The sequence below is a fragment of the Mangrovibacterium sp. genome (genome assembly GCF_041596335.1).
Lineage (GTDB): Bacteria > Bacteroidota > Bacteroidia > Bacteroidales > Prolixibacteraceae > Mangrovibacterium.
In genome coordinates, this window is the sequence record NZ_JBFHIT010000002.1 from 195851 (window position 1) to 208584 (window position 12734).

Annotated in this window: 10 protein-coding genes; all 10 read right to left on the reverse strand. The window is 45.7% G+C overall.

The window, feature by feature from the left end:
* Window positions 1–5: 5 nt before the first annotated feature.
* The 10 genes from ABZD21_RS01840 to ABZD21_RS01885 are packed head-to-tail and all read right to left on the reverse strand — an operon-like array spanning window position 6 to window position 12733.
* Window positions 6–1301 carry a glycosyltransferase family 4 protein gene (locus tag ABZD21_RS01840; protein WP_372772445.1) on the reverse strand — a complete coding sequence of 432 codons (1296 nt, stop codon included), beginning with the start codon at window positions 1299–1301 and terminating at the stop codon, window positions 6–8.
* Between the two features lie 4 nt (window positions 1302–1305).
* Window positions 1306–2418 carry a PQQ-binding-like beta-propeller repeat protein gene (locus ABZD21_RS01845; RefSeq protein ID WP_372772446.1) on the reverse strand — a complete coding sequence of 371 codons (1113 nt, stop codon included), beginning with the start codon at window positions 2416–2418 and terminating at the stop codon, window positions 1306–1308.
* A gap of 11 nt (window positions 2419–2429) precedes the next feature.
* Window positions 2430–3992, reverse strand: coding sequence for an FAD-dependent oxidoreductase (locus ABZD21_RS01850; RefSeq protein WP_372772448.1), 1563 nt, complete (start codon window positions 3990–3992; stop codon window positions 2430–2432).
* A gap of 49 nt (window positions 3993–4041) precedes the next feature.
* On the reverse strand, window positions 4042–6453 hold the full coding sequence (locus tag ABZD21_RS01855) for an NAD(P)H-dependent oxidoreductase subunit E (protein WP_372772450.1): 2412 nt from the start codon (window positions 6451–6453) through the stop codon (window positions 4042–4044).
* The gene (locus ABZD21_RS01860; protein WP_372772451.1) at window positions 6398–8269 is read right to left on the reverse strand and encodes a PQQ-binding-like beta-propeller repeat protein; all 1872 of its coding nucleotides are present in this window, start codon (window positions 8267–8269) and stop codon (window positions 6398–6400) included. Before ABZD21_RS01860 ends, ABZD21_RS01855 begins: the two co-directional genes overlap by 56 nt.
* A gap of 4 nt (window positions 8270–8273) precedes the next feature.
* Window positions 8274–9539 carry a 4Fe-4S binding protein gene (locus ABZD21_RS01865; protein WP_372772453.1) on the reverse strand — a complete coding sequence of 422 codons (1266 nt, stop codon included), beginning with the start codon at window positions 9537–9539 and terminating at the stop codon, window positions 8274–8276.
* Window positions 9540–9542: 3 nt separating this feature from the next.
* A complete protein-coding gene (locus tag ABZD21_RS01870) occupies window positions 9543–10151 on the reverse strand; it encodes a hypothetical protein (protein WP_372772454.1) in 609 nt (202 codons plus the stop codon).
* On the reverse strand, window positions 10138–10335 hold the full coding sequence (locus tag ABZD21_RS01875; protein WP_372772455.1) for a hypothetical protein: 198 nt from the start codon (window positions 10333–10335) through the stop codon (window positions 10138–10140). The genes ABZD21_RS01870 and ABZD21_RS01875 overlap by 14 nt, the downstream gene beginning before the upstream one ends.
* Window positions 10332–11303 (reverse strand): hypothetical protein, encoded by a 972-nt coding sequence (locus ABZD21_RS01880; protein ID WP_372772456.1) that lies wholly within the window; start codon window positions 11301–11303, stop codon window positions 10332–10334. Before ABZD21_RS01880 ends, ABZD21_RS01875 begins: the two co-directional genes overlap by 4 nt.
* Before the next feature lie 5 nt (window positions 11304–11308).
* Window positions 11309–12733 carry a PQQ-binding-like beta-propeller repeat protein gene (locus tag ABZD21_RS01885; RefSeq protein WP_372772457.1) on the reverse strand — a complete coding sequence of 475 codons (1425 nt, stop codon included), beginning with the start codon at window positions 12731–12733 and terminating at the stop codon, window positions 11309–11311.
* Window position 12734 lies beyond the last annotated feature (1 nt).

The following is a 12734-nucleotide window of genomic DNA, read 5'->3' on the forward strand; positions in this document are numbered from 1 at the left end:
GCTGGTTATTGGGCCGGTTTTCTCACTTTCTCATAAATTTCAACCAGCTTTCTGGCTTGCTCGTGTACATCGAAATGTTTCTTCACACCGGCTAATCCATTCGTGCTCAGCTCCTCCAGTTTCGCATTGTTCAGAATGAGTCCTTTCCAGGCTTTTGCCAACTTTTTCGGACTATTCGGATGATAGATCACTCCACCTTCCGATTGATTAACCACCTCAGGAAAAGCTCCTAGTTCGGGTTGAACTAAAGGAACGCCCGACGCCAATGCTTCAAGTTGGTACAAACCAAAAGCCTCACCGTTTAACACAGGAACCGACAGCAAGCTTATTGAATCGAAAAAACGCAGCCGGTCTTCACCTTCAAATTCATCAACCCAATGCACCGCATCCGTCAATCCGGCCTGCTCGATCACTTGTTTCTGTTCGCGGATAAATTGCGTATCGTCATTGGTTTTTCCCCCGGTGATTTTTAACTCAACCGATTCAAAAGACGGGTCTTCCTTCAACAGGACAAACGCATCGATTAAAATATCCAAACCATTATCTTCACACATTCTTGAAATATAACCAATTATAGGCTTCTTTTCAGCAATTGCTTTAACTCTGTAGTCTCCTGCATCAACACCAATGTGATTGACAAAAAGTTGTCGGTCATTTAAATGAAGGCGTCGTTTCATGTCTTTCGCGTAGAAGTCACTTACAGCGACAAACGCGTCGACTTCACGAGCCCTTTTCTTCATAATTTCCCAACATTCGTCACGGTTTGCATCACTCATCACATCAATCCATACATCTTCATCTTGCAACGAACAAACCACCGGTATACCCAGTCGTTGCTTAATTCGTCGTGCCAAACCCAACAAAAGCGCGTTCGACAAGTGTACCACATCCGGTTTTGCGACTTCCTTTAGCCAATCCACCAAGCGTTCCAACTCATCTTTTTGCACGCCGTCCTCGCCCAATAGCATTGATACGGTCATTTCCTCCAAGCCCTTTGCCCGGGTTGACCCGGCATTTTGCGCCGCCATGTGAAGAACTGCCTTCGAATTTAGCAGGCTATCGACAAAGGAAGGCATATGTCGGAAAACCGGAAAGCGTTGCTTTAGGTAGATATCTACAGCGCCGTAAAAAACAGGCACTTCTGACAAGTCACGACCATCTTCAAACAAAGGCAAATACATCGGTACTTTTATAACCTGCTGTCCTAAATCCTGCAAGGCTTTCATGTATTTACTGTCGCGAAGGCAATTTCCGCAGTAAAAACTTCCTCCCGATCCTGGAATTATATGGGCAATTTTCATAGCACTATGGTTTATCGGTTCCGAAAATATAAATGCGCCCATCGTTGGCTCCAATCACCAGTTTTCCGTCGTAAATAGCCGGAGAACCAGCAATCTGACTACCAATCTCGTAACTCCATAACTCCTCACCTGTTGTTAAATCATGCCGGTAAAGCATGCCATCCATGGTGGCTGTAAAAACAGAACTCGCGGAAATCACACTTGATGAGTTGATCCGGTTACTCAGGCGCTTTGTCCAAACTAATTTACCATCTTTTCGGTTAATGACATAGAGTTGGCGATCTTCATTTCCAAGAACAATCCAGTTATTTTGAATAGCAGGCGAAGCAATAAAAGGCAGGTCTTTTTGCGGGTTATCGTAAGTCCAGATCACACTACCGGCATCCAGATCGACTGCAAAAAACCGACCGTCATAATCGCCTACGTAAGCCATATTTCCAACAATTGCCGGCGACGAAGCCAGATAGGTAGACAATTCGATTTTCTTCGCGACTTTTCCTGTTTGCAGGTCAACCACATGCAGAAAACCATCGCAACCACCAAAAACGACCGATTTTTGAAATAAAGACGGAGCTCCGTTTATGAAATTGTTCGACTCGTATTTCCAAATTCCTTTACCATCCGCCAAATTCACGCCATGCAGATAATAATCATAACTACCAACAGCCAAAACCGTTTGCCCGCCAATCACTTTCCAGTTTGCGGAACCAACAATCTGATTGCCGGTTTTATACTGCCAGAACAACGAACCGTCTTTTTCGTTCAAACAGATTAAGCTTCCATCTAAACAGCCAAAAATAACTTTGCCATTCAACAAAACAGCCGGTGCTTCGATGCCATTTTCAGCTTTGTATTTCCATTTTAGGTGGCCATTCAGGTCGAACGCATAAAACCAGCTGTCGGTTGAACCGCAATAAATCACGCCATTTTTGATCACCGGCGATGCTTTAATCTCATCATCAGTTTGGAAGGACGCGATCAGTCTTAAATCAGCCGGCAAATCAGCTGAAGCAGAAGCCGTCAGTTCCTGATTTCCACGGAAAATGGGCCATTCGCTTTGGCAAAAGCCCGAAAAAGCAAAACCAACCAATACTAATATCTGTACTATTTTCTTCATTTAATCACAATTCAGTCCAGTTGTTCCTCGCTGTGTACCAGCGACAGCGCTCCTGTAGGACATTTGGCTGCCACCAGTACGGCCGTTTTACGAAGCGCTTTATCTACCGATTCGGAAAACGGAACACCAATGCGCACATCGAAGCCCCGGCCTATAAAGCTAAAACCAAATTCTTCCTGATGTTGTTTCGTTAATCGCACACAAATACCACATTTAATGCACTTGTTAGGTTCAAAAGCAACCTCTCCCGATGCAAAATGTTTCTCAACCATCACTCGTTCATCATATTGAAAACGTTTTTGTTCGGCGCCAAACTCGTCAGCCAACTCGCGCAACTTGCAGCTTTCGGGCTTTCGACAATCGCAGTGCAAACATCGATGGGCTTCAGCTTCGGCTTCGTCTTTCGAAAAACCTTTTGCCTTTCCATGGGCTGCATTTTGCCGGGCATTATGGTTCGATTCAATCAGATATGGGTCGAATTCAGCCTCGAATAATTTGCCGAATTTCGAATTAAACCGCTCCGGGTTTGCCTGTAATTTCCCTTCGTTAAAAAATCGATTTAATACAAATGCCAATTCCTTGCCCTGTCCAACCGAGCGAACGGCCAACTTCGAAGGCCGCAATGCATTACCAATGGCAAATACATTTTCAATCGACGTTTGGTAGGTTGTTTTGTCGACATCAATCCCTGATTTTCCAATCTTTAGCCCCCATTTATTCAAGTTATCATTTAAGCTCCCTGTTGCTAAAATAACCGCATCGTATTCTTTTTGCAGCTTCTCAAATCCAACACGATCAACCTCGACATTGCAGTTTACCGCTATCTTCTCGTTTAAAATTGAAGCGATCTCTTTTTCGCGAACATCAATCGGCAAAACAGATTCTTCAATTTGAAGTAAATCGCCACCTGCCCGTTCGTTGCGTTCATAGATTGTAACTTTGTGGCCCATTTGATTCAGATAAAACGCTGCAGCAAGTCCGGCGGGTCCTGCACCAATAATTGCAACCGACCGACCACTTTGTGGTGTCGCTTTGGGGCTCTTTGGAGTTTCCGAATCAGCAGCAAATCCTTTCAACAAACAGATAGAAACGGCATCATCGATCACTTTTCGTCGGCAACCCGCTTCGCAAGGCGCCGGACAAATACGTCCTAAAATAGCCGGCAAAGCGATATCGCGTTTCACCACTTCAATTGCTTTTTCGTGATTTCCGGCTGCTATCAAACGGTTCATAAGCGGAATATTCATATGCGCCGGACATACTTGCTGGCAGGGAGCCTGACAGTCGCCCACATGCTCGCTCAACAATAGTTCCAACGATACTCTCCGCGACTCGCGGCATTCTGGATCGTCGGTTAAAATTTCCATTCCCTCCATGACGGGCATTGAACACGACGCCATTAACCGTCCGTTTCGTGCGTCTTTCACCAGGCAAACCATGCACGAAGTAAAGTGCTCCGTTCCCTCGAGGTGGCACATCGTCGGAATTTCAACTCCAATTTGAGTCGCAGCTTCCAGAATCGTCGTACCATCCGAAACTTCGATCGGTTGATTATTTATTTTTAGTTTGATCATTATTCCTATGTTGCTTTTCATGAAATGAGCGATGGATTGCCGTCTATTCCTAGCTTATAATGACTGCATTTACCGGGCAAACCGGTCGGCAGGCATCACATTTAATGCATAATTCAGTATCGATGCTATGTATCTTATGCGGCTCAAACTTAATGGCATCAACCGGGCATTTTTGTGCACATTTTGTACATCCAATGCAATCGTCGGTAATCGAATAAGTAATCATTTCGGTACATTTACCTGCCGGACAGTGCCCTGCAATATGCGCTTCGTACTCGTCGTGAAAATACTGCAAAGTTGTGAGAATCGGATTTGGAGCCGATTTCCCCAGATTACACAAACTCCCACGCTTCGTCCAGTCAGCCAAATATTTCAGCTCATCGAGATCCTTGTGCGTTCCTTTTCCGGAACAAATACGGTTCAAAATATCGAGCATTCGCTTGGTTCCGATACGGCAAAAAGTACATTTTCCGCAGGATTCGTTTTGGGTGAACGACAAAAAATAGCGGGCAATATCCACCATGCAATCATCTTCATCCAATACAACCATTCCTCCTGAGCCCATCATCGCCCCGACGGCTGTCAACGATTGATAATCAACCCGCGTATCGGCCAGTGATGCCGGAATACATCCCCCTGAAGGGCCTCCAACCTGAACGGCTTTGAACTTTTTCTCATTCTGAACACCGCCTCCGATTTCTTCAACAATCTCACGAATCGTAATTCCCATGGGCACTTCAATCAGTCCTCCGCGATTAATTTTACCTGCCAGTGAAAAAACTTTCGTTCCTTTTGAGTTTTCAGTTCCTATGGCCTGGTATTTTTCTTTGCCTTCGCGCAGAATGTACGGAACCTGTGCAAAGGTTTCGGTATTATTAATCAAGGTTGGGAACCCCCACAGTCCTTTTTGTGCCGGAAATGGCGGACGAATAGTCGGGAACCCCCGATTGCCTTCGATTGAGGTCATCAATGCCGTTTCTTCGCCACACACAAAAGCTCCGGCGCCTTCGTAAATTTGCAGGTCGAAGTTGAATCCTGCCCCCAGAATGTTTTCGCCAAGCAAATTTTGCTCTCTGCAATTAATCAAGGCCTGCCGGATCCGAACCACTGCAAGCGGATATTCGGCCCGAATGTAAAAATAACCTTCAGTAGCCTGCACAGCATAAGCCGCAATCAACATTCCTTCGATCACCCGATAGGGATACGATTCGAGAATCATGCGATCCATAAAAGCACCGGGGTCTCCTTCGTCTCCGTTGCATATCAGGTATTTATGATTTGCCGTTTCCTTTTCAACCAACTCCCATTTCAGTCCGGTAAGAAAACCGGCACCTCCACGCCCCCGCAATCCGCTTTCTTTTACAAGCTGAATGACTTCTGCCCGATCCATTGCCAAAACTTTTCGCAAAGCATTAAAGCCGCCATGTGCAGAATATTCACTCATATCCAGCGGATTAATAACACCCCGATGTTCGGTAGCAACAGGCATCTGCCGATCGAGAAAACCGGACACCATTTCTTCTCTCACATCCAATGCATATCGCTCAACACCTTCCCATGCCTCATCAGTCTGCATTTTCTCCAGAAAACTGTACGATTTTGCCTTGAGACGCCCTAGTAAGCTTTTCGATTTAAAGTGCGAATTGATAATGTCGGAGACCTCATTCGGTTTCACCCGAGCATATAACTTGTGATTTTTCTGCTCGTCGATTACTTCGAGCAATGGAACTTGGTGGCACATGCCAACGCAGCCTACATTTTTGAGCTGCAGGTTAATACCAGTTCCAATAATTGTATTTTCGACTTCCTGTTTAACTTCTTCGCTCCCACTTGCGACACAACAAGACCCCAGACCAATACGAATCTCCCCCTGAAACTCGCTGCCATCGGCATTACGAAATTGCTTCCGACCACCTAGTTTTCCAACCTGGCTTTCAAAATCAGCGATTACCGATTCTACTTTATCGGAGGTCACATGTCCGTAAGTAACATCGTCGACCTGAACTACGGGAGCCAAAGTACAGCAGCCCAAACAAGCAACTTTTTCCAACGTATAAGTTCCCGTGTTATCGGTCAGCTCACCATCGGTCAGTTTAAAATGACGTTTAAATGAATCGTACACCTGCATTGCCCCTTTTACATGGCAAGCTGTTCCAACGCATACTTTAATCATGTGGCGACCCGCCGGTTTTAACCTGAATTGCGAATAGAACGTTGCCACTCCGGTGATATTTTCGGGGGTGATATCGGTATGTGTAACCAGGTGACGCAAAGCCTCTTCGGGTAAATAATTGAAGCGATTCTGAATTTGCTGTAAAATCGGTATCAGCGACTTCTTACTATGTCCCAGTTCTTGAATAATCTCATCAACCTGTTGGGTAATATTTTGAATTTCTTCTGCCATATCAATTTGCTCCAATGCAATAAAGTTTTTCAACTCCACGTAAATACATTTTGCCATTTGAAAAGATGGGCGTACTAAACGCTTTTTCGCCTAAATTCGATTCAGAAACCAAGCTAAATTCTTTGGCCATTTTCGCGACGTACATATTTCCACTCATATCGATGGCATACAAATTTCCATCGGCGTAAACCGGCGAGGAATAAAAACCGGCTGCGGCTTCGTATTCCCAGCATTTTTCGCCGGTCTTTGCATCGTAACAAGCTAGTACGCCATAACTTGTTGCAACCACCAACAAGCCGTTTGTTGCCAGCGGACTGGCTGCTTCGGGCAGATATTCCTGCTCTTCCCAGATAATTTCCGGCGTTGAACCCGGCTTTATGGCAGCCAAGGTAGCGTATTCGTTTGCAGCATAAACCAGTCCATTTGAATAGGCTATCGAAGGACCTACTTCACCCATCATACAATCAACCGACCACAATTCCTTTCCTGTTTCGGGATCGTAACCGGCAACCAATGGATCAGCCGTCAAAATGACTTCATCCCGCGAGCCTGTGTTAACCAGTACCGGCGATGCCCAGGAGATTTTCACATTCCTGGTGGTCTCCCATTTTGGTGAACCATCGGCAGTAGAAAGAGCGATCAACTTTCCCCCTTTGTTGGTATCATATTGAATCAGTAATTTGTCCTTATATACGATCAATGACGACGAATGACCGTAGTGATTATCTGGAACGCCCAGATTTTTACTCCAAACACGTTTGCCTGAGAAATCCAGCGCAACGACATCACCTGTCGCAAAAATCGCAAAAACAAAATTACCGTTTGTAGCAGCAGTAGACGCAGCCAACCCCGTATCCTCAGTAACTTTGGGCATTTTAGCCGGTGATCCGGGAATATTGTCTGCCGTTGCCTCCCAGAGTAGTTTGCCCGAATTTTTATCGAAGCAATAAATCATTCGCGCTGCATTGTCTGCTCCGGTCAGGAATAGTTTGTCATTCCAAAGTACCGGCGAACTGTATCCGTGTTTCGGAACTTTCACACTCCACAAAATATTTGTTCCCGATGCTCCATCGAAAGCCTTTGTAAATCCTTTTTGGTATGTGATCCCATCGCCATCCGGTCCACGAAAGAATGGTACATTTTTCCTGATTTCTTCCTTGCCGGGCAGTTTTGACGCTGTTGGCTTTGGAGCGATGTCCACTTCCTGTTTCAACTCAACCTTCTCGCTTTGCGCGGCCTGAGTAAGCTCTTCGCTTACTGTCTCAACGCTATTCTCATCCGTTTTAATATTTTCGACTACTGAATCAGCCACTACAACCGAAGTTTCATCAATTGGCTGCGCGACAATTAACTCGACAGATGAGTTAACGTTTGTCTGAACCTGGGCAACGGAATCGTATCGATCCAACAGATTATTGGAAAAGAAGCCAGACAGCAGAGCCAACAGGAACATTCCGACTCCTGCATAAATGACACCGTTTCGGGCGATTTTTTTATCCAGAAAAGGATTCTTTTCGATCGAATCGAGTTCATCGAGATCGTTTCGCAGTGCTTTTTGCCATTGGAGCGCCAAAACCAAGATCAAGACACCCAGAATTAGCATCCAACTACCGGTGCGTATTTGCCATTGGCTGGTGAAATAAGCTTTCCGAATCAACAAGTCCAGTGCACGAATATTTTCTTTCAACACCTCATCGTTCGGATTTTGGTGAAGCTGCTCAACCAAGGCTTTAAGAGCAGGGCTTTCCAACGGATCGATTGATTTTAGCTGAATAAAATTGGCAATCAGCATCACACTAACAATCAAGCTAAAAATAGCGGAAGCCCAAGCCAGTCCACGAGCTATTTTCTTTTTATCATTTAGACTCATCATTCTATTAATTTTCTTTTTTTACCGGGCAATAATCCAGACAACGTGCACAACTCAAACAATTGGTTCTATCAGCTTCATAGTCGGTACGTCGACGATACGACGACAAGTTCACCAACACAAGACCAACCACCAAGCCAAGAAAAGCGCCCATCAACCATCCTCCCCAGTAAAACTGGCTCTCAATTTTTTGCGCTTCCAAAACCAGTTCGTCCATTGTTTTGCCCATCTGCATGAATGTTCGGGCATCTATATTGTCTTGATCAAATCGGACATCCGGATTGGCAACCAGCATTTCTGCCAGATAAACTGTTTTGTTGAATTTCGCCAACGTACTGTGTATCATCGATCCGGAAAGTCCGCCAATGCCCATCCACAAAGGGATAAACAGCAAATAATTCATCAATCGTTTTACATTGGTTCGGCGATTTCCCTCGTCGAGTTGTGGTTCTTCAATGGCACCAAAGGGGCACGAATTGGCACACAACTTACATTGAATGCACGCTGATGGAGTTATTGTCAAATGCTTTTTCGAGAAAGAAGACATCCATCCCAGCAAAACACCGTAAGGACAAAAGAAACGGCAGTATGGACGAGCGACAAACACGCCAACCAGCAAAAACAAAGCTCCGAGTAACAACATCTCAAAGGTTCCATCGAAACGAAAAAAGCCAACAAACGGATCGTACCGACAGATTAGAAACTCGGTTTTGGTGGCCGCATACAACACTGCCAGCGACAAATAAACGTATGGAATCAATCCTAAAACCTTTTGCAACCATCGGGGCAGTTCGATCGGTTTAAAAGCAACCAAGTCCTGAATTGCTCCAAGGGGACAAACACCTCCGCAAAATGTTCTTCCCGCGAAGAGCGCGACAATCAATGGAATCAGGAAAAACAGCAAGGCTGAAAGGGGTAAAATATAACTTGGATCGAAGATCGCTAGTACCACATTCTGAATGGATCCGATGGAGCAAATACAACCTTCACGATAAAATCCAAAATACAACAAGGAAAAGACAGAAGTCCATAAAACACCTTTGCGCGAGCGCCGCTTCAACACCAGCCAACTCACCAGCACTAATGCAGCTATAAGAACCAGCACATCCAGATATTCCAGGGCTAAACCTCGAGGAAGCGGTTGTTGTGTTGAAGGTTGAACGTATCCGGTTTCGAATTCGGGCTTCGGAAAGCGCTGCTGTTGGGCAAACGAACTAAGAGTCAGGCAGGCCACAAACACCATCAGGAACAGTTTTATCACTCTCTTTTTCATTCGTTAGCTGGTTGGGTTTTGTGTTTCGGATGAGTGTTGGTTATTCCAATCGCCTTTGATGAGATAGGGCTGCGAGGCAGGAACACGCTGAAAAGCTTCAGCCGGACATACCCGCGCGATGGAACATTCGTTGCAGTTTACACAAACATTGTGGCGCACCTGCAGATGTAGCGATCCGTTGCCAAATGCGGTGCACCCTTCAACACATATGCCGCACCCGATGCACAAATCTTCTTCAATTTCATATTCAAAATAAGGTTCTTCAACAAACTTTCGGCGAATGGCAGATGTCGGGCACAATTGGTTCTCAGCCGCGGTTGAACGGGCATTCGCATTTGGCTTGAGATACCCGCCACACAAATCACAATAGCCGCACAAATCGTATGCATGGACACATTTCACCGCTGAAGGAGTCATCACGCAATAGTCGGCACAACGCCCGCATGCAACACATTTAAACGGGTCGAGCTGCCAAACCGTATCATCGGCATGCACACGCAATGCCGCCATTCCACCGATGGTTGCCAGTCCAAAGCCCATCCCCAAACGCATGGATTTCCGGATGAACTCACGGCGGTTGGTTCGTTTATTTTTTTGCTTATCGTCGTTCATTTTTTCTGTTTTTCTGAGCTTGTTCCAAATCGCACGAAGCATATTTCCGGCAAGCTTTGCAGGCCTCGTTGTCGCTGCAAGTCCAGTCGATTCTATTATTGGCAGTCAGTACTACCACGCCTCCGGTTATAGCCGCCAGAATTCCAACGCGAGCCGATTGTCTGAAAAATTCTCGTCGGTTCATTTGTCTTGTTTTTTCAGTTCAAAAAATCGAATTTGATTACGGCTGAAATCCAACAGCACGACCCGTCCTTCGGCATCGACACAGACATCGGGAGCCGGACTGTCCTCGTCAAACTGATCTGGAGCAGCTACCACACCGAGGTAGCTGCCGTGCTGATCGTAAACTTTAACACGTACGATTCCTTTTTCGCTCGTAATAAATTTATCTTCAGCCGCCATGCTGATGTGCACCGGGTTACAACAACCGCTAAACCCCTCCGTATTCGCCGATGAGCTGCTCCATGATGTGCGAAAACTGCCGTCGGCGTTAAAGTTAATTAGGCTATGCTCGCCTGGATTCACCGCCCACAGAAACCCATCTTCACTCAAATCCAAATCGAAATGGGGACTAGGAATGGTGAATCCATCAATCCCTTTCTGCTCATCGCGTTCGCCTAGTTTGTTAATTAATTTACCATCACGCGCAAACTGAAGAATCAATCGATTTCCGGCATCAGCGACAAAAACAAAATTGTCGTCGACGGCCAATGAAGTCAAAACCGAACGCGGCCCCATTTCAGGCCAGGCCTGCTTTTGATCGCCGTTTTTTGAAAACTCCATAACCCGGTTATTAAATGCAAGCCAAATCGATTGATCAATAGCAATGGCTGTGGCTACCGCCGGTAGTGGCAATACTTTCAATATTTGCCCCGAGGTAGCAACAAAAACAAGGCTGCTATCAACTGCCACAAATAAGGTGTCGTGACTAATAGCCAAGGCGTGGCATTCGTCTGCTTTAAGCTGGATCGCCTTGGTTTCCTGATATAAGATCTCACTTGAATCAACTTTTGCATATTCCCCTAAATTCAACTCATAGGGATTTTTCACCGATTTGCCCTTGCGATTGTTGATAAAATCGCGGCCAATGATAGCGCTAATCGCGATCGCCGCAACGACCAGGAAAATATTGATTAGTTTTCGGTTTTTCATTTTTTCTATTTACTAATGTCGAGGCAAAACATGGTTTTCGAATCACGAAGCAAAAGCAAACCGTCGGCAATAGCTAAAGGTGCCCAGGCATCGTGTCCTTCAAATATTTTCTTTTGAGCCAGTTGAATATATTCATTGGCATCGGGTTTCACCATTGTCAGGGTGCCATCATCGCTCAGGATATACATTTTATCGTCTGCTATCAGATAGGGGCCAAGGCCAAAACGGCTGACTTTCCCGGATGTCCAGCGGACCTTTTGCACATCATTTGGATCGACACAGACCAACTGGTTACGGAATGCACCGCCATCTTTAGGTAAGATGCCATACACGAAACCTTTATACAGGATCGGCGTTTGCTGCTCACTAGCCAGTCCGTCTTTGGGAGCGTATTTTGTTAAAACATCAACCTTGAACCCCTCTCCTTCAGGCGAAACCTTAATTTCCATTCCTCCGGCTCCATAGCCTGCTGTCAGAAAAATCTTTCCGTCCGGAAAAATTAATGGAGATGGCGCCACTACCGAGAACCGCCATTCATCGCAATACCACAAGACAGTCCCTTCATCGTCTCCTTCGGCTGAAATGCCACATATACCTCCATTGGCGCTGTACACATACATCTTTTTGCCGTTTAATGTCATTGGCATAATGGAGGAATGGGACATGTTATATTGAAGGTCGTTTGGGCATTCCCAAAGCTTTTCACCCGTTTGCAGATCAAGAGCAATCATCAGTTTGCTTCCGGCCGGAGCCAGTATCACTTTTTCACCATCAATCATCGGACATTGAGCAGTGTACCACTGTGGAATTTCTGATCCATACTCTTTAACCAGGTCTATTCCCCAGAGATAATCGCCGGTATGGCGGTCGACACACATCACCTGGCAACGAGGTCCGATGGTGACCACATAGTTTTCGGTAACCGCCGGGACGGTGCGCGACATGCCGTGATTACGTTTGACATGAATTCCATACGACCGTCGCCAGATCTCTTTCCCATCTTCAAGCGAAAAACAGCGCAAAGCGTCTTCGCGTGCTTCCTCATCGTAGTCCATTAAGTACACCAGTCCTTTGTAAATTGCAGGTCCGGCGTGCCCTTCGCCAAGTTCAACCGACCATCGTATTTTGGGTTCATCAGCATTCCAGGAGTCCTTTAGGTTTTGCTTTTCACTGACAATATTATCGTAATTCGCTCCGCGAAAACGAGGCCAGGTCCCCGAAAAATTAGACTCTTTAGATTCACCAAAAAGTTGAAATTTCTCTCCAATTTTAATGATCTCCTGCACCAGACTTCCCTTTTCGCGATTGTCTTCACCAGGAGTACTCGGTTTCATTTTCTTTACCGGATCGTTGCCAAGCCAAAAAACAAACGCTGACAGCCCCATGAGGACTGCCAACACGAGCAATATATTTACAACGTTTTTCTTCACT